This is a genomic window from Nocardia aurantia, assembly GCF_009604425.1.
GTDB classification, from domain to species: domain Bacteria; phylum Actinomycetota; class Actinomycetes; order Mycobacteriales; family Mycobacteriaceae; genus Nocardia; species Nocardia aurantia.
The window spans coordinates 158,318-179,351 of sequence record NZ_WEGI01000008.1; the positions used below are offsets into that span (position 1 = coordinate 158,318).

Annotated in this window: 1 protein-coding gene (only partly in view); it reads left to right on the plus strand. The window is 71.0% G+C overall.

From position 1 onward, the window contains the following. Nucleotides 1–21,034: the start of a LuxR C-terminal-related transcriptional regulator gene (locus tag NRB56_RS19125; RefSeq protein WP_153344097.1), read on the plus strand. Its footprint extends 34,646 nt past the window's final position; the window shows 21,034 of its 55,680 coding nt (coding positions 1–21,034); the start codon lies at nt 1–3; its stop codon lies beyond the right edge, outside the window.

Genomic DNA, 21,034 nt, shown 5'->3' on the forward strand with positions numbered 1-21,034 from the left:
ATGACCATGCCCGCCGATTTCCCGATGGATCTGGCGGAGGCGGTGCTGGGGCCGCGGCTGCACGGGCACCCGAACGGGCTCCGGGGAGTGGGCGACGGGTGGTCGGCCTCGGCGGAGTCGCTGAAGGCGCACGCCGAGGAGCTGGAATCCGCGGCCGCCGCGGTGACCTCGGCGGGCACGGGTGACACGGTGACCGCGATCGCCTCGACGGCCCGGCAGCAGGCGCGGGAGATCCGCACACTCGCCGACTATGCCGACAGCATGGCGAGGCAATGCTACGAGACCGCCACCGATATCGAATTCGGCCTGCTGACCTGGGACGGTATGGCGATCGTGATCGTCACCAACCTGGCGGTCGACGCGCTGATGCTGAACGCGGGCGTGCTGAAAGCGCAGGCCGATCGCGCGGCGGCCCGGGCCGGTTGGCAGCGATTCCTCGTACAGCTACTGGATCGGATCTTCGGCAAAGGGCTGACCTACCAGGCCACCCGCGCGGGCATGCTCGTGCACGCCACGGTGGCCGGCGGAGTCTGGATGGGCGCGGTCCAACTGGGCGCGGAGGAGATCCAGATCCTGGAGGGGCACCGCGACCACCTGGACATGAAGCCGGTCTGGCAGGGAATGCTCGCCGGCGCCGCGGGCGGCCTCGGCGGCGCGGCGGTGGGCATGCTGGCGGGACCGACCCTGATGCGCCTCGTGGCGAGCCGGATCGAGCGCCCGGTGCTCGCGACGGTGCTGTCGACGCTGATGGTGGCGGCCCTCGGCGGTGTCGGTGGTGCGGTCGCGATGGCGGCGGTCGAGGTGAAGACCGGGCAGCTCGAATCCTTCTGGAGCAAGGAGACGCTGCACCTGCTGATGACCGGCTTCGCCGGCGGTGTGGTCGGTGCCTCGGTGCACGCCGGGGGTGCGGCACATACGGCGAGCGCGGGCGACGGCGGCACCGCGATTCCCGTGAGTGCCCGGGGCACGGCCGATTCCACGGACGCGGCGAGTGTCCCGGCGACGGTGGCGGCGCGGGGTTCGGAACCGGCCGGCGGACGGATCACGATCCCGGACGAGTCGTCGATCGACGAGGGTTTCTTCGCCCGGGTTCCGCCGAGTGAGCGCGAAAGTGGTTCCACGACAACCGATTCGATACCGCCGGGTAGCCGGGCCGGAGAGGTCGTGCCAGACGCGGATGTCGTGCGAGACGGCGCGGCGGCTCTTCGGTCCGCCGACCGGGATACGAATGTCGCTGTCCCGCAGGAAAAGTCGCCCTCCACCGCACCGGCCGAAGAGGTGGGCGAGGCGTCCGTCCCGCCGGATGCCGGGGCGCGGCGCGGCGATCCCGATCTGCCGGCCCAGCACACCAGGACCGAGGACGACGGTGTGGCGCCGACTCGTGGGCCGCGGCCGGGTTCCGAGGAGAACGGCCGCGAACATCCGGTGGGCGATGCCGACGAGGCCGGGCGGGTGCCCGCGGCGGCGGTCCTGGTATCCGACGCGGAGCGATCGGCCGGGCTGAGCGAACAGCGCCCGGCGAAGCCCGCTCGGTCCGCCGTAGAGGCTCAGTCGGCCGTCGAAACACGCACGCGGGCAGAGGTTTCGGAGCGGCAACGCGTTCCGGCCGGAGTGGGCGCGGAGACGGCCGGCGATCCGCACAACCCGGCGCCGGCGCGCGACCGGGTCGCGGCGGCCGGTGATGCCCCACCGGTGACGGGCGGGGGCGCCGACCCGGTCCGCGTCGAGGACGGTGCGCTCGGTCACGAGGTCGCGGCGGCTCGGCCACGCACCCCCGGCCCGGAGAATCCCGGTGTGCGGCCCGGGCACGAGAGCGGTTCCGATCCCGGGCACGGCCACGCCGGCTCCGGTGGCGACGAAACCCCCGGCGCCCGAACGCATCCGGAGCATGCCGGGGGGCGGGATGACGGTACGGCCGATGTCGGTTCGCCGCGGAACCAACCCGAGGAGCCGACGAGTCCGGAGCACGAGCGGGCCGATTCCGAGACCGGGACGGTCCCGGGCGACCACCCGGATCCGGACGAGCCGGGTTCGCCCGAAGCGCTCGCCGACCACTACCGGCAGCGGGCCGAAGAGGTGCTCGAGGAGTTCGGCGCGCGGGACTGGGAGTCGGTGTCCGACGAACAGTTGTCCGACATGCTGCTGCACGGCGACGAGCACGAGGCGATGCTGGCCGTCCTGGAGGCCATCCGGCGCGAGGACGGCAAGGTGCTGCGATGGACCCAGGTGATGGGCACGCTCGCGATGGTGGACGGGCACCCCATCGACATGCGGGCCGGCGAGGGCAAATCGCTGGTGTTCCTGGCGGCCGGGGCGATGACGGCCCGGCGGACCGGATTCGTGCACGTGTACACCACCCTGGATTCCCTGGCCGGCCGGGACTTCCAGCATTTCGCCCGCGTCCTGGGCAAATACGGCTTCGACGTCTCGCGGATGCAGAGCGACGCGCCCAATGTCGCACCCCGGGAAGGACATCCGGGCATCGTCATCGGCCTGCTCGAGGAACTGGCGTTCGCCGAGATGAAGGGTTATCCGGTCTCCGGCGAACATGTCCTGATCGATGAGATGGACGCGGCGCTGGTACACAGCCGATCCAGCTTCATCATCTCCGAGGGGGTCGGCGCGCAGGCCGACGCGGCGACGAAGCATCAGGTGGTGACGGCCAGGAAGTTCCTGGAGCAATTGCTCGGCAACGACGCGGACGGCGCGCGGACCCCGAACGCCGAGAAGATCCTGACCGAGGCCGATTTCGGGCGCGCGCCGGGACAGGTGGGTGGTCCCGCCCGGCTGACCCCGGAGGGCACCGCCAAGGTCGAGGAACACCTCGGGCGGGAGATGACCCCGGCCGAGCAGCATCGGCTGGCGATGGCCGCCTCGGCCAAATGGGAGTTCGTGAAGGGCGACCACTACCTGGTGTTCGACCATCCGGAACGCGGCAAGATGATCGTCATCCTGAACGAGTCCGGCAAACCGATGATCGATGTCGCGAAATCCTCCGAGAGCCGATGGAACAACGGGCTGGCGCAGGCGGTCGAGGCCGAGGAGAGCGCCGCCGGCGTGCAGATCCGGGCCGATTCCGAATCCTCGCAGAGCCGTACGGTGCCCGAGTTGATGGCGCGCATGGAGACGAAGGTGGGGGCATCGGGCACGAACGAGGACGTGCAGCCGAACCTCGTGAACGACTACGGCACCAAGGATGTCGTCAAGATCCCCGCGCATCAGGCCTCCCAGCTGCTGGAGGCGGTGCCGTGGGCGGTCGAGACGCACGCGGAGAAAACAGCTCTCGTCACCGCCGACATCCAGCTCATGCACGAGAGCGATCGGCCGATCCTGGCGATCTGCCCGCGCAACAGCGATGTCGCGAGGTACAAGTCGGGACTCGACGCGCTGGGCGTGGAGAGCGTCGCCGTCGACGGCGACTGGTTCCTCGAGCACCACGCCACCTGGGAAACGGATCTGCAGGCGATCTTCGACGAGGCCGGTGGCCGGGGCAAGGTCCTGATCATCAACCTGCAGGGCGCGCGCGGGGTGGACATCCCGGTGTCCGCCGAGGTGAACGCGCTCGGCGGGCTGCACGTGATGATCACCAGCTGGTCGGCCACCGACCCGGTGCTCGCCAAGACGAATTTCATCCAGGCCGCCTACCGCACCGCGCGCAACGGGGGCAACGGCAGCGTGCAGGTGTACATGTCGAAGGAGGATCTGTACCTGTCTCCCGACCCGAACGTGCAGGTGGCGGTCATCCGATACGCCGACGCGGCAACGGAATACGCCGTCGATCCGACCCGGGAGGCCCGCCAAGGCCTGGAAGCGGGGGAACTCGGCGTGCGGAAGCTGGTGCCGACGATCAATCCGGATGTCGAGCACACACTTCCGCTGCTCACCGGAGCCGACCGGCAACAACCCAACGCGCCACCGACCGCGACACCCGCTGCCGCCGTGACCGATCCACGACAACCCAACGCGCCGCCGATCGCGACACCCGCTGCCCCGGTGACCGATCGGCAACTCCCGACCCCGCCGCCCGTGACGTCCGCTGCCGCCGTTCCGGATCGAGCGGACGAATCGACGGAATCGGCTGTGCCGCACAATATGTCGGCGAACAGCGGAACCCCGGTACCCGGTGCGCAAGCGGTCCGGGACACATCGCCGACGGTGGCGGGCCGACCGGAAACCGATGCGTTCGCAGCGAACTCGGGCAGCCCGAACGGCGAGGTCGAGAACCCCGGGTCGCCGGACCCACGAGCCGAGCACGGTACCGGCCGGCTCGGTGAACCCCTGGATAGTGCGGCACAGCAAGTTTCGAATGCCGCGCCGAAAGATGATCCGACAGCGCTGACCACGGGCACAACGGCCACGTCCGCGTTGCCCGCGTCCGGTGAGCCGACGCCCGAATCGGAAACTCCGGAACGCGATGCGCCCGAACAAATTCCGGCCACGCTCGAAGCCGCCGCGGCGGACCTCGCACAGCCCGGCGGACCTCGGATCACCGTGACGGCGGGTACCGGTCCGGGGGATTTCCGGCTGGTGGTGGACACATCCGCACCGGAGGACACGGTGGTCGCCGCTACCGGTGTCCCGGCCGAGCCGGACGGGGCGCATCCGGACGACCCGGAAGCCGGTGCCGCTGTCGATGTTTCGACCCTGATCGGCAACGCACCCGCCGGTGTGCCGGTCGAGACGTCGCCGATCGCCGACCTCGAAATCCTCGGCGCGCTCCTGGAACCCACCCAGGACACCGAGCTGGCGGCACAGCTGGGAATAACCCTCGCCGAACTGCGCAACATCATCGAGTCGTTCGCCTACCGGCTCGGTACCCGCCCCACCCGCCCCGCGCTAGCCGCCGCCGCGGTACAACGCGGCCGCCTGCACGTCGCGGTGCCGGAGCCGACACGCCGGGCCGCCCAGGAACTGTCCGCCGAGGAATTCGCGATTCTGGCGATGTTCGCCCAGGGCGCGTCCGGCGCGGAGGTGGCGCGGGCGCTCGGTACCTCTCCGCAGCTGCTCCGGGCCCACACGGCCGAGATCGAGCGGAAGCTGGAAACCCGGCACCTGGTGCATTCGGTCGCCGTCACCGCCGCCGCCGGTCTCTTCGACGGGCTACTGCCCGCCCCCGAACAGGCCACGGCGCAGACCCGATCCGCTCCGGACCCGTCGGCGACGATCGCCGCCCTGCCGAGCATGCTGGCGGCGGCGACCCGCGAACTCGGGGGGTCACCCGACCGCCCCGCCGCGGCCGCCGCCACGTTGGCACGGGGTCTGCTGCACGTGCACGCGTCGGAGACGGCCCGCCCGGTCATCGAGGCGCTGCCCGCAGCGGATTTCGTGATCCTGGCCATGGCCGCACAGGACATGACCGCGGCAGAGGTCGCGGAGCAACTCGGAGCAGTCGCCGAAACCGTCCGGGAGCGCCTGGCCGCGACGACCCGGAAACTGCCCGCCGGTACCCGGGTAGGTTCCGTCGAGTCGACAGTGTCTGCCGGAGAGTCGAATTCGAGAGAGGTCCCTCCCGGCGACAACGCGCGGAGCTCCGGCCCGGTGTCGCCGGAGGTCGTCCGGAATTGCGCGATCCAGGTCGCCCGGGTGCTGCGTGCCCTGCACGGCACGGCCCTCACCACGCCCGAACCCGATGACACCGATCCCGCCTGGGCCGCGGACGGTAACTGGCGGATCTTCGAGGCCGGTATCGGTGCTCAGCTCGCGGAGGTCGGGTTGCGCCCGCGCCCGGGTAGCACCGATCCGATGGCCGGTATCGCCGAGGACATCCGGGCCGGGAAGGACGGCGCGGACACCGCCGTCATCGTCGTCGACGACGGCCGGAAAGCCCACGCCTACGTCATCACGAACGCCGAGGGCGCCCTGCTGGTTTTCGACACCCTCATCGACGCGCCCGATCCGGACATCCCACGCGTCCGAAGTTACGACGGTGACGGTAACGGGGACAACGCCTGGCAGCCCCGCCATGCCGGGGCCGGGAAAGCCTACGTCGCCCGCTACCGGACCACCGGCGGGAAACTCACGCACGTCGCCGAGCGGCCCGGGGAATTCGAGCCGCGCCGTGGTGATCCGGAGATCAGCAGAATCGCGGGAATGCTGAACCCGGCGGTCGCCGTGCTGCCGAGGAACATCCCACCGTGGGCGCTGGCGCATGCGGCGGATGCCGACAGGCCGGAGTCCGGAGCGCTGGGGAGCGCGCGCGGGGTGGAACCGGAATCGGCGGACGCCGGCGACGCCACGTATGCCGGCACCGCCGACCACGAATTCCGCCGACGGCGGCGCGGGATCACCCTCGCGTATCTCGTGGGCAACGGTGTGCCGGTGGACGAGGCACTGCTCGCACCGGATTCGGCGGACACCGAGTTCCGTGCGGTGCTCGCGACGGTGACCGCCGGTGACCTCGCGACGACGGCACAGCTCTTGTCGGCGGTCGCCGAATCGACCCTCTACGAGGCGTATGCCGCGCTGGACCGGCGGCAGCGCGCCGCGCTCGAACGCGCGGCCGCCGAGGGCCGGGCGGCGGACGAGTCGCAGCGAGCCGCACTGGACGCGTTGGTCGAACTCGTGCGGGGCGGGCAGGCGGATACCGCCGGTCCGTCCGATACCGACGAGGTCGGTGAATTGCGCAACTCTCAGATCGAGGCGTTGAGCGCGTACGCGTCGGGGCGGACCCCGGAACAGATCGGCGCGCTGCTCGGAATCCCGGTGCCCGAGGTCCACGGCCGGCTCCGGCGAATCTCGGAACGCCTGGGTGTGCTGAGCCCGGCCGCGGCGGTGGCGGTGGCGAAGGCCCTGGGCTATCTCGACGCGGACGGCGCTCCCCTGTTCCGGGACACCAATCTGTCCGCGCCCGAGATCCGGATGATCCGGTTGCTCGCCACCGGCGTGACGAGAATGGCCATGAGCGAGATGCTCGGGGTCACTCCGGTTTTCGTCCATCAGAATCTCCGCCGCATCTTCGCGAAATTGGATGTCCCCAACCGGGCGGCCGCCGTGGTGGCTTCCGTACGCCGCGGATATCTGGAACTCGAACACCGCCCGATACCCGCCGAGGGGCAGCTGACCGATGCCGAAGCCGGCCTGCTTCGCCTGATCGCCGCGGGGCACGAGACCGTGGTCGTCGCGTGGCTGGGCGATCTGTCGGAGCGTGCGGTGCGGACGCTGCTGAAGAGCGCCTTCCACAAGCTCGGCGTACACAACCGGGCGGCGGCGGTATACGTCGCGATGAATACGGGATACTTCGGCCCGGACGATATACCGGCGGCGACGGAGTCGGCGATGGGCGCGGCCGAGCGGAAGTTCCGGTGGCAGCGGCGGCGATTGGTGCTGGCCCATCTGGTCGCCACGGAGACGATCCGGCCTCGCGCCGTACGGAATCTGGCATCGAAATCGGAGCCCGTCTTCGCGCGATTCCTCGCGCATTATCGGGTGGATCCGCGCGTCGAGGTCCTGCAAGCGGCGGATTTCGAGGACTGGCTGCGGACTTTCGCCGATCTGGACGAGGTGACGCGCCGGAGGATCGATGAATCGGTCGCCGCCGACGATCGCGACGTGATCGATGCGCTGCGGAAACAGGCGATCGAGGACGTAGCGAATCGGCTGGGCGGTGCGGTGCCGGCCGCTTCGCCGGTCGGCCTCACGCGCAAGCACATCGAGGTGATCGAGTTGCTGGCGCAGGGGATGCCCAATTCCGATATCGCTCGCGAACTCCAGATCTCGCGCGAGACGGTGAAGTCGCGCATGTCGACCATCTTCGAGATCCTGCGGACCCGTGACCGGACGGCCGTGGTCGTCGAGGCTCTGCGCTGGCAGATCATCGACGTGGAGTACCTCCGCTCGCTCTACGGACATCGCCCCGCCGACCGGGGCGCGATTCCTTCCGATCGCGAACTCGAAGTCATCGCGCTGGCGGGCCGCGGCATGTCGAACAAGGAGATCGGGGCACAGCTCGGCCTCGCGTGGAAGACCGTGACCCGGCATTTCACCCGTATCTCGGAAAGGCTGGGCACGGAGAACCGCACCGCCGCGGTGCTGACCGCCCTCAGCTGGGACCTGCTCGAACTGAGCGACCCGGCGGAATCGCCCGCCGGGACATCCGATTCCGCCACCGCGCCGCCGACGGTGTCCGTGCGCCGCGAGGGAACACCCGATCCGCTGCTGTCCGAGCCGGAGATCGAGTTTCTCCGGCTGGTGGCCGAGGATCTGACCTTCGCGCAGATCGCGACCCGGTTCGGCACCACCACGCGGGCCGTCCGTTCCGTCTCGGAACGCGTCGCCACGAAACTCGGCGCCCCGGGACGGACCGCGATGGTGGTGGAAGCCCTGCGGCTGGGGCTGCTCGAGGTGAGCGCGCCGGCGCTTCCGGGTTCACCGGGGGAGTCCGTCCCGGCCGCGCAGCCCGGGACGCCGCTCTCGGAATCCGATCTGGCTGTCCTCGGGCTGCTCGCCCGCGGCTGGCCGGCCGCCGCCATCGACACGCGGCTCGGGCTGTCCGCCCAGCACAGACTGCGGAAGATCAGGACGACGCTCGGCACCCGCAACGGGCATCAATCCGTTCTGGCGGCGATCGCCGGCGGCCATCTGAGCCTGGATCGGCTGCCTCCGTTGTATCGGGAACAGGCGGCCCCGGTGTCGGCGGAGGTCGTCCGGAATTGCGCGATCCAGGTCGCCCGGGTGCTGCGTGCCCTGCACGGCACGGCCCTCACCACGCCCGAACCCGATGACACCGATCCCGCGTGGGCCGCGGACGGTAACTGGCGGATCTTCGAGGCCGGTATCGGTGCTCAGCTCGCGGAGGTCGGGTTGCGGCCGCGGCCCGGTAGTGCCGATCCGATGGCCGGTATCGCGGAGGACATCCGGGCGGGGAAGGACGGCGCGGACACCGCCGTCATCGTCGTCGACGACGGCCGGAAAGCCCACGCCTACGTCATCACGAACGCCGAGGGCGCCCTGCTGGTTTTCGACACCCTCATCGATCGGCCGGATCCGGACATCCCGAGCGTCCGCGACTACGACGGTGGCGAGACGGGTGAGGATGCCTGGCAACCTCGTTACCGGAATTTCCGGAATGCCTTCGTCGCCCGCTACCGGACCACCGACGGTGTGCTCGCTCATGTTCCCGAGCGGGAAGGGGAGTTCGTACCGCGAATCCGTGAACCGGAGATCAGCACGATCGCGGGGGCGCCCGATTCGGAAGGCGGTTCGGCGTTCCGGCGTTTCGTGCGGAGCGACCGGAACTTCCGCCGGCTCTTGAGTGCGGGCCTGGTCACGGATGCGGGTGACCGGATCATGGAGACGTCCATGCCGTTGCTGCTCCTGGAGCAGGCCGGTCCGGGGGTGGCCGGCGCGGTCGCGATGGCGAACCAGTTCGCGCATATGTTCGCCGCGCCGGTCTCCGGATATGCGGTGGATTTCTACGAGATCCGGCGGACGCTGCGTGCCAGTCAGCTGATGGGACTGGCGGCCACGTCGACAGCCATCACCGCTGTGGCCACCGGTTCTGCGTACATGGTCCCGATACTTGTCGGCACGGGAATTGTCGAGGCGTTCGCCACCACTCTCTATACCGCCGGTGCCTCCCGGGCTCGCAAAGCGATTCTGGGCGAGGACGAGGAACTACAGCGGGGTCACGCTCGCTTCATCTACAACCAGCAGGAACTGACGCGAATCGCGGGGACGAGTCTCGGCCCCATCCTGCTGCGGGCGGCCAACTATCTTCCCTTCGTGCTCAACGGGGCGTCCTACGTATGGAATCTGGCAACGTTGGCGAATTTGCGAAGTATTCCGGTCGCGAGCAGGCCCGACAGCGAGAAACTCTGGACCGGTTTCCGTAACAGTCTTCGCGTCGGCGCCGAAACCATTCGCAGCAACCGGGTGCTGCAGGACACCAGCATCAACCAGACCGTTTCCAATCTGTACCTGGGAATGGGATCGCTCTACCTGAACTCGACGATAACGAATTCCGGCATTCCCGGTTGGCAGGTCGGGGCGGCATTGCTGCTGATTCCCGTCGGAGGTCTGGCCGGGAGCTCGGTACCGACGAAGTGGCTGGCGAAGGCCTCGATCCGGACGATGATGTCCGTCCGACTGCTCGGCTTGGTGGGGACGGCCGTGACACAGGCGACCACCACGAATCCCTGGTTGGCCGCGGGAGCGCTGAGCGCCGGGTGGATGACGCTCGGCGCGGGCGGTGTCGCCGTGAGTACCTACCGCGCCACCGCCATCCCGGCGGAGGTGTGGGGGCGGGCAACTGCCCTCAACACCGTGGGCAACCGGGCCGCCGCGGCGGTGGGCGGCGGCTTCGCCGGCGCCATGCTGTCGATCATGGGCGCCCAGCCGGTGGGCTGGACCATCGCCGCGACCTTCGGCACCGTCGCGGCGGCCACCATGGCACGGCAATACCAGGTGGCGGAGCGTCTCCGGAGCCTGTTCCGCCGGCGGCGGAAGATCACCGAGGCATTGCTGACCTGTATGGAGCAGGTCGCGGAGGTGGCAGCCGCGGTCGGTATCCGCGGTGCGGCGAAACTGGAACCGGGGCAAGACAATTGGCGCCATCTCCGGAACGCTCTCACACCCGGCGCCGAGCTCGCCACCCGCGCCCGATTCATCGCGACCGACCTGCGTCCCGGTCCCGACCCGCTCGCCCACATCATCGAGGAGGTCCGGGCCGGTCACGCGGAGGCCGCTGTCGTCCTGCTCGACAGCGGCGTCGAGCACGGTGACACCATGCATTCGTATTTCGTCACCAGGGTGGCAGACGAGGTCGTCGTCTTCGATACCAATGTCGAGGAACCCGAGCGTGCCGCCTCCGGAGACCGCGACGCCGCCGCGGACGAACCACGTCGCATTCCGCGAGTCCGCATCCACGACCCGCTCGCGGGAGCCGGCGCGGAGGGCGCGGAGGGCGAGGAGGGCGCGGAGGCACACATCCCGTGGAAACAATCCTTCGGGCACATCGAAGAGGCCTTCGTCGCCTACTTCACCGTCGACGACGAGGACAATCTCGTACCGAGCGAGTACCGATCCGACTCGGGTGCGAGACCACGCGAAGGCAAGATCACCGGCCGGCCGCCGGTGATCACCGGCGGGGGGATCTTCGGCGATATCGCGGCGGCGCTGGCGGGCTCCTCGGTGTCCGCGGCGGCGGACGATGCCCGCGCGGCGGAACCGGATCCGGTGGGGCCCGGATCGGCTGCGGAACAGGCCGATTCGGACGCCAGCCCGCCGCGGTCCGGCGCCGGAGGCGGCGGTGACGACGGGGGAACACCGGTCTCCGGTTCGGAGATGCCGGACGGGTGGAGCGAGTTCGAACCGTCCGCGGAGCTGGCCGACGCGGTCGCCGCCCTCCGGCATGTGGCCGGACAGAGCACGGAATCAGCTTCGGCCGCACGGCGTTTGGTCGCCGAGCGCGCGGCGGCGGAGCTGGTGGCGGCGACGGTGGAACAGGGCGGCCGACAGCTGCGGCCCGGATGGGTGCTCGCCGACGGGGTCTCGCCCCGGCTGGAGATGTTCGTGCCCGTCGGCGTGGCGTCACCGCTGTCCGGCCGGGCCCGGGAACGTCTCGCCGAGAACGGATTCGAGGTGGTGGAGCGCCGGATCGACATCCGGTTCGACGGCGACGGCCGCGGCCGGGTACTGGTGTCCGACGATCCGGCGACCCACATCCGGCAGCGGGAACAGGTGCGGCGGCTGACCCGGGCTCGGGAACAGCTCGATCGAATGCCTTGGGAGAGCACCGAATCGACCGCCTCCGGCGAATGGACCGAATCGCCCGCAGCGCCCGGTCACGTCGATCCGGCGCGCGCGGCGTGGGTCGTCGCCGTGGAGAACGGGATTCGCTCCTTCATCACCGAATACGGTGCGACGCTGGACGATCTGCTCGCGGCGCCGTCGTGGTCGCTCACGCAGGAGCGCCGGAGCCGGGAACTGCTGCATCGCCTGGAGACGTTGCAGCGGTATCGCGTCGAGGCGCGGACGCAGGCCGCGGCGGCCGCCGCCGGGACCGTGCTGGACGCGCCGGGCGCCCGTTTCACGCATATCACCGCGGACGGCGTACTGCGCGTGTCCGTACCGCTGGCGTACCCGTGGATCGTGTTCACCACCGCTGCCGCGCGAGCGAGCTTGGCGGCCTACGGAATTCGGCGGATCGAATTCACCCGCACGGACGTGGCAGCGGACGGCACGGTGCGGATCACCGAATGGGACAGTGACGTTCCGGCCGCGGCACCGGCACTCGACCGCGCCGGCGCCGGTCGGCGGCTGGACGAGATCCTGGCACCGCATCTCGACCGCGTCCACCGCCACGGCCTCCCCCGTCCGGACCGGCAACTCCGCTCCCGCCGCGGCGTACGGGACAAGTATCTGGAGACCGCGCAACGCGAAGTCGCCGCGCGGGCGACCCGCGCCGGCAGCGCGGCGATCGACTCGATGCGGCCGGAACTGCACGCCGTCCTGTGGACGGTGGTCACCGAAATCGGCGAAGCGGCCGGGCGCACTGCCGCCGACCTCTGGGACGAGACCGATGCCACGTACGGCGCCTTGCCGGAAATGGAGTCCGCGGCCTGGTTCGGGGCACTGCGCGAGGATCTGAACCGCGAATTTCCCGAGCCCGGAGCGGGTGCCGAAACCGGGCTCGCCGCAGACGTTTCCAGCGATCCGCGGGCGGCGGTGGCGGTCGCCGCCGCCCGGCGCGGCGGCATTCCGATCGACTCCGGTACGGCCGACAGCTGGGTGTTCGTCGCCGGTACACCCCGGCTCGAGGTGTACACCGCCGGTGCGCCGGACGGCACCCACGCGGAATTGCTGGAGACGCTGGCCGTGCGGGGACTGTCTGTCATCGTGTACCAGGTGCGGATCGAGAACGGCGAGATCCGGACCGTGCCCGCGGCGACGTCCGAAACCGCCCTGGCGAATCTGCTGCTGTTCCAGCGAGATCAATGGGCTCGCCTCTACAGCTCGGTGCGCGCGGCCGAATCCGGTGGGGTTCCCGAATTCGGCCGCGCGGCACCGCCACCCGACGGCACGGAGTTCTGGACACGGTCGGACGGCCGCCCCGCCGGGCCCGTCGCGCCGCGGTCGGCGCAGGTGACGATCCTCGAGGACACCCTGCGCACGGTCGCGGAACGGGTGCGCCGGATCCGCGCCGGCTTGCCGAGTCCGGAGCATTGGACAACCGCGGAGCAGCGCACGGTCCGGCTGGAATTGGCCGAACTGGAGGCGCTCCTGGATGCCCGCGGTCCGTCGCGGACGATGGCGGCGATGGTCGAGGCCGCGCGATTGCTGCGGGTGTCCGTGGCGGAACATCCACCGGTGTGGACGTCGCGCTTCGCCGCGCTGACCGAGGACGGCACGCTGCGGGTGGTCGCGCCGCGGGCCGCGGCCTGGGACCTGTTCCCGGCCGCCGCATTGCCGGGCCTGGCCCGTAACGGGGTTCGGCGCATCGTCCATCAGCGGGTGGACGTCGACGCCGACGGTTCCATCCACCTCACCGAATGGCAGGCAAGCGATTTCGCCGACGGGGCCGCGACCGCGCGCGAACCGGGGTACGACTCGCTGTACCGGGCGATGGACCGATTGGACGAAATCCTGCGTGATTCCGGTGCCGTCGCGCCGGACCTGCTCGATTCGCTCCGACGGGAACATCCCGAATTGCTGCGCGGCCGGCGGCGTGAGTCGGTCGAGCGCGCCACCCGGCTCCGGTTGGCCGACTGGGCGATGGATCCGCGCGACGCGGCCATGGTGGTGGCTTGTACCGCGCAACTCGTCGCCCGCGCCGGGTCCGCCGCCGAGGTCGACCGGCTGCTCGGCGATCTGCGGGACCACGACGCGCGGATGTGGCTGTCCGTGTCCGATGCGCAGCGGACACGGTGGCTGCGCACGATCCGCGCGGCACTGGCTCGGGCGCAGGGTGCGCCCCCGGCGGACTGGCCCGCCGCGCTGGCGGCGATCCGGTCCAGTGCGCTGCCGGCGGGGCAACGGGCCGAGCTGCCGGGCCATCGATGGCGTCACGAGCCGGTGCCGGAGGCCGCCGGTCCGGAGGACGAATGGCACACCCTCCGTGCGTTTCTCAACCTCGACGAGGCCGGCCGTGCGGTGTTCGCGCGCGACGCGCCCGACTGGGTGCTGGACATGCTGCCGGCCGGGTGGCGCGATCGCGTTCTGCACCAACGGCTTTCATACGCCGTCGCCGCGTTCGCGGCGATGGACGACGACGAAGTGTGGCCGCAACGGTCGTGGAGCGCAAGCGATTCCGTGGATGTCCGAGGACTGCTGCTGGAATCCCACCTCCGATCGATTCTCACCTCTGCCGACCACGGCGACATCGAGTCGGCGGCGCGGATGCTGCCGGGACAGGTCGCTCTGGCGAATCATGTGCTCTCCGAGGAGAACCGGAACAGCGCCACGCCCGGTTCCCTGTACGCGCTGGACGCAGGCGGCGGTACCGCGCTGGCCTACGGTGACCTCGAGCGGGCGCCCCGGCTGCGTGTGCTGATCGTCGATCCGGCGGCCCCGAACGTCCCCGCGGACGCGGTGCGATCCGCGCTGCGGCAGGCGGCCGACGAGGCCGGCGAGAACACCGCCGTGCTGGTGTGGGTTGCCGGTCCCGAGGCCCGGAACCCGGTGCGGCGCTGGGCCGATCAGGTCATCACGCTGCATCGTCGGCGCGAATTCTATCGACGGGCCTACGGTGTCCCGCTCCCGGAAACGACCGTCGTCCCGCTGTCCGGCGCGGAGACGATCCACGGTGCGCGTCGGCGGTTCGATCAGGGTGAGCCGGTTGCCGAACCTTCGCCGACGGCGGGGCCCGCCACCGAGGCCCGCATTCCGGGGCTGTCTCCCGGGGCGGAGCCGGTCCCGGCGGATCGGGCGGGGTCCCGCAGATACGTCCCGCCGGCCGGCGCCCAGGCACGAATCCGGGAGATTCTCGCCGCGGCGCCGGCCGGATCGCGGTCGGCGCGGACGGCGGCGGAGGCGGTCGCGGTAGCCGCGGTAGCCGCCGATCATGGCGTGACGACCCTGCCGAACGAGGCAGCGGGCTGGGTGGCGGTGCTCGTCGACGGTGTGCCCGAACGTATCGAGTTGTTCGCGGGCCCGGACGCCGTGGTCGACCCGCGTCTGCTCGACCTGCCCGACACCCCGGTCATCGTCCGGCGGGTGGCGGTCGATGCCGATGGTTCGGTATGGGTCGGAGAGCTTCCCGGCGTGGTGGGCGAGCAGCACGACGCGTTGCGGCGGCAGCTGGAACAGGTCGTGGCGGCCACGCGAGCGCAGCCGGCCGACCGGCTGGCCACGTGGCGTCCGGCCGGTGGCGAGGTGTCCTGGAGTGACGCGGAGGTGGTGCCGCGGGCCGGTCTCCTGTCCGGCGAGCCGTACGCGCGGGCGTTGTCGTGGCTGGGTCTGATGATCATCGATGCCGAAGCACACGCTCGGAGTGTGCTGGCGTCGACCATCCGGCCGGCCTCGGCCGCCGCCGAGCAGACCTTCCGGGACCTCACCGCCGCACTGGTCATGCTCACGGAGATGAGGCTGCAGACCGAGGCCAGGATGCGCGTGCGGACGGCGGCGGCCCTCGCGCCGGACGACGGCACCGCGATCGGGGAGCGGAAGGGCGTCTACTGGTACTTCGACGAGAGTCGCCGGCTGGTGGTGCATTCGCCGATCCCCGGCGCCACCACGCTTTTCGGCGCCGACGACCTCGACACGCTACGCGATCTCGGGGTGACCGGCGTCGAGGTCCGCTGGCTGGAGGTCCGTGACCGGGCCGCGGCCGCTACCGCGGGCACCTATCTGGAACTCCGGGCGCGGCGGCTGGATTGGGAGAGTACCGGGACGCGGATCGGCTCCGACGCGTTCGAGTACGTCCCCATCGTGCTCTACAAGCTCGAATCGCTCTGGCCGCGATACGGTTCCGTTAACTCCGCGCAGGTGTGGCCCGGTTCCGCCGACGGGGAATCGGATCCGGAGATCCGCCGGCGGTTCGTCCGGGCCCGCGAGGAGACGCGCGATCGGCCGGACCTGGCAATGGATTTCGAGAGCGCCGCGAACACCGCGATGCACGGGGCCTGGGTCCTGCTCGAGCGCGCCGCGGCGGAGGATCGTGGCGAAGTCGCCGAGCAGATGATCGGTGACGACCTGTTCGTGTTGCGTGAGGTCGTGCGCGCCGCCGCTGCCGCGCGGTCGCGCGCGTTGTACGAAAAATTCACGGCCGCAGCGGGTCCGGTGAACGAGGTCGAGACGATCGGTCGCGCGGGTGACCCGGAGTCCACCGCCGGGCCGTCCGGCGCGCCCCCGTCCGATTCGCGATCGCCGGATCCCGATGATCCACCCGTTGCCGAGGATCCGGCGCGCTGGCGCACACTGCCGCCCTCCGCGCGGCTGGCCGGGCTGCTGGAACGACTGCGGACGCTGACTGCCGCCGATACGCCGGGCGACGATTTCGCGGAACTGCTCGCCCAGGTCGAATCCGCGGCGATCGCGGAGGCCGCCGCCGCCCGTGCCGGGACCGAGGTGGCCTCCGGCCGGGTGCTCGTTCCCGGAATCCAGCCGTGGGTGGAGACTTTCGAGACGGTGGGCACCGACGACGCGGTCCCGCCGGAGTGGGACGATCGGCGGGTCGTGGGTGGCACGGAATCCGTTCGGCGCCTGATCCGCATCGATGCCGGACGCGGCCGGGTGCTGGTACAGGATTCGCCGTCCACCCGCGCTCGGCAGCGAATTCTCGCGGACCGGCTGCGGGCGGTGCTGGATTCGGCGGAACCGGCAGAGGCGCAACCGGATTCATCCGGGCACCCGGAGTGGACGATGGCCGGATTCGAGTCCGGCGCGGATCCGGCGCTCTCGGGTCAGGTCGCCGCCGCCACCGATACGCTGCGTGCCCTGGTGGATGAGATCGAGGCTTTTCTCGCGGCCGCGCCCGCCGAACCCGGCGAGTGGACCGCCGATCTGATCGAGGTGGCGCGCGATCTGACGATTCGAGGTGAGGCCCGGCTGGCGGCCCGGACGTGGGCCCGCAACCAGGTGGCCGCGATCGTCGCCGCCCGGGAGATCGGTGACGGGCCCGGCCGGATCGCGCCGTACGCCCGGATGGACGGCGACCAGCTGGTGGTGGTCTCACCCTTCGGGAACCCCTGGTCGCTGTTTCCCACCGAGGAGTGGGAGATGCTCGAGGCGAACGGAATTCGCGGTATCAGATACACCGGCGTCGAGGTCGACGCCGAGGGCGTCGTCCGGATCACCCGATGGGAACCGGTGCGGATGCCGTCGCCGTCCGGGGTCGTGGGCCCGGGGGCAGGCTGGGCGGTCCGGCAGCGCCTTGCGCCATTGACGGTGTGGCACAACGAGAACGGGCTAGATTTCCGGTCGCCCCCCGGAGCCGGGCAGCTGGAGGTCGTCCGGGCACACCGGCACGCGAGCGTCCACGCCCGGACCCGTCGTCTCCTGCGCGACCCGGACAGCCATCTGGTTCGCACGGCCACGGTCAGGGTCGCCGCATGGACCCACGCCACCTTCGTGGCGGCCCAGGGAGCGGGGTCGGCGGCGGACCGGGAGGAACTGGCCCGCGAACTGCACCGCACCGACGACGCTCTCCTCCGGCACCTCCTGGCCGAACATACGGCGGAACTGCTCGAATCCGTATCCGGGCCACGCGCACCGGCGACCGTGGCCGGGACGACCGCGCCGGCCGAATGGCCGGCTCCGCTGATCGGGCAGCCGACCGGCACCGAGTTCGGGCGAGCGGCGGCCGATCGTGCCGCGGAGTGGTTCGAGACCGGCGACGACCTCTCGGCGGCGGTGCTGGCGCTGCCGCCGAACGTCCGGCGGATCCTGGCACTGGCCGCGCCCGCCGCCCTACCGCTGGAGAATCTCCCGACGTGGTTGCGGCATCCGCGCAATCTCGCGCTTCTCGATCAGGTCGTCACGGTGATCGGCACCGGGAATCCGCCCGCCTGGCTGGGCCGGGAGCGCGGCTCCCGCACTGCTCCCGATCCGGCGCGGCCGCGGTCCACCGCCGAGCAGGCACTGGACCGGCTGGTCCCCTCGTGGCGAACCTACGAGTACGACGAACTCCTTGCGGCACTGCGCAATACGGCGCAACTGGCGGCCACGGCCCGGAGCCATCCGGCTCGTCCCGCGGTGTACGATCTGCGCGCCGACGCCGGCGGGTCGGCGCTGGCCGTCGGCGATCCGGAGCGGGCACCGAATGTGCATGTGCTCGTTGTGGATCCGTCCTCGGGGCCGGATGCGGTACGGCAGGCGGTGGACGCGGCGGCCGAGCGGGCGGATGCGCGGACGGCCGTCCTGGTCTGGGTGGCGTCCGCCGGTTCGTCCCGCGAGCGCGAACTGCTGGCCGAGGATCTGCTGGCGTTGCATCGGCGGCGGATGTTCTACCGCGCGAACTTCTTCGTCGGGATGCCGGCCGTCACGGTGTCGCCGCGACCGGGCGCGGACTGGATCTGGAGTGCGGGCGAGCGGTTCCGCGCCGGCCCGGTATCCGAAGCGGAACTGGACGCCCTGGTCGACGCCGGTATCGAGGTCCGCGATCCGGATATCCGGCTGGCCGCCGATGCCTGGGCGGGCGAATTCGCCGAAGGGACCGGACCGCTCGCCGACCCGGACGCGCCGGACGACGACGGTGTCCTGTTCCCACCGGGATCGGCGGCCGGCCGGGCGATCTCGGAATGGCTCGCGGCGGTGACGGCGGGCAGCGAGACGGTGCCGAGGCTGCGGGCGCGAGCTCGTGCGGCGGCGCTGGCGGACGTGGCCGAACACCAGGGCGGCCGGCGGTTGCCGATCGGCGCCGGTGACCACGTGGTCGTCCTGGCCGACGGGCCACGGCCACGAATCGAGGTGTTCGTCCTCGCCGGCACCGGGCACGACGTGGTGGATCGAATCCGCGCGGCACTGGCGCCGTTCGACGTTCCGGTATCCGCCAGGACCGTCACCCTCGATGATGCCGGGCAGGTATGGGTGACGAATCCTTCGAGCGAGGTGCTCCGCGGCCGGCGGCGGCTCCGGCGGGATCTCGCCGCGGCGGCGGCCCGCGCGCGGGCCGACGATGCCTCGACACTCGTTGCCGGGCAACACGATTGGCGGATCACCGGAGAAGGCTGGAGCGAGCCGGCCACACTCGCGCTGAATCAGGCGACCCGTTTCGGGTCGTGGACCGCGCAATTGACGGCGACGGAGACCGCGCTGCGGCGGCTGCTCGAGACGGCGGATCGCCTCGCGGAGGCGGCGGAGCCGATGTCGATCCGAGACGAGTCGGCCCACCGGCGGCTGATCGCGCAGATTGCCGAGCTCACCCGATCCTGGTCGGACATCCGGGCCCAGATGCTGGCCACCGAAACCCGCCGGACCGTGGAACGCGGCGGTGACGACATCGCCCGGCGGCCACCGGGGCAGCAGTCGGGCGGGTATTGGTACGCGGAGGCGGATCGGTCCGGGACCCAGCGGTTCGTCCTCTACTCGCCGGTGCCGGGCGTCGGGCAGTACCTGGATCCCGGCTTCCTGGGGATGATCGGCGACGCCGGCTTCGCCGGGGTCGACGTCCGATGGTTCGGCCGGGACGAGGACCTGGAATGGAACCTGTACCAGCAGAGCCGGGAGCTGCGGCCGGGTTCGGACCACCCGATCCTCAGCGGCACCGACCGGGAGTACATCGAGGCGGCGCTCGAACCGCTCGAATCGTTCTGGCGCGCCCACGGTGATCCGACGCTGTCCGTCGGCGATCCGGAATCCGAACTGGGCCTGCTGTCGGGCGCCGACGCCGGCAGCATCGTGGGAACCGTGGTCGGCCCGGACGATCTGGCCGACGCCGAATTGCTGTTGAGCCGCCGGCTGCGCGACGTGTACCGCCGGTTGTCCGCCGCCGCGGGCGCGTCCACGCGATCGGCCGAGATCACCCAGGCCGGGGAGGTGATCCGCGCCGTCGTGGCGAGCGGGCAGCACGATCCGGTGTCGGTCAGCCGATACCTGGCCGACCGGATCGTCGCCGGTGATCTCGCGGCCCTGGATCGAGTGCTGCGATCCGCGTCCACGTGGTCGGCCGAGATGGCTGCGGCCTTCGCCGGGGCGGTGCCGCCTGCCGACCCCGGTACCTCGGCGGCCGTGCCGGGCTGGGAGCCGGCGGAGTTGCCGGACGGAAGTCCGTCGGAGATCTTGTCCGAGCACGCGGCCGAACTCGTCGCCCGGATCGGCGCGGGCCCGGAACAGACCGTGAACTATCTGCGGCTCGGGCCCAGCGGCCGGTGGACGCTGGCAGTCGCCGGCGAGCCGGCCGCCGGTCTGCCGGGTGAGCCGACGGTGTGGCGGCACGCACGGCTGGTGCGTGCCGCGCGGCCCGGTCAGCGCACCGTACTCGGCGACATCGCGCACGTGATCGGTTTCCTGGAAGGCCTGGACGACGGCCGACCGGCCTGGGAGGTGGGCGAGCGGCCCGCGTCGCTGTACGCGATGGCACCCAGCGGCAGCCTGATCTTCGCGACCGGCGATCCGGAACGTGCCCCGAGCCTGGAGGTGCGGGTCGTCCGGCAGACCGTGGACCGGACCACGCGGCAATTGCGCCGTGAGGTAGCCGCCGCCGTGCGGTCCGGCATGGGCGCCGGCGCGACCGCCACGCTGATCTGGGTGGTTCCGGAGCAGGCCGCGGACGAGGCGCGGTGGGAACTGATGTCGGAGTTGCACGCGCTGATGTGGCGACGCTGGGTCTGTAGCGTCGCCACCGGTGTGCCGAGCGCGCCGGTTCCGGAGGTGAGCCTGCATGATCCGGGCCCGGACCCGAATCTGTTGCAGGACACCTATATTCCTCCGACATTCCAGCAACATCAGATCGACGTGCTCAGGCAGCGGTCGGCCGTGCTGTTCGAGCGAGATCTGTTCGGCCTGCACGAGCAGACCGATTTCCGGCTGATCACGGACCGGCTCGCGGCCGGCGGCTGGATCGGTGTTCCTCCGGACGCGGACACCACCGCGATCGATACCACCCCGCGGTTGGCCGCCTGGCATCTCTACTACCCCGGCGCCGAGGATTTGCGGGATG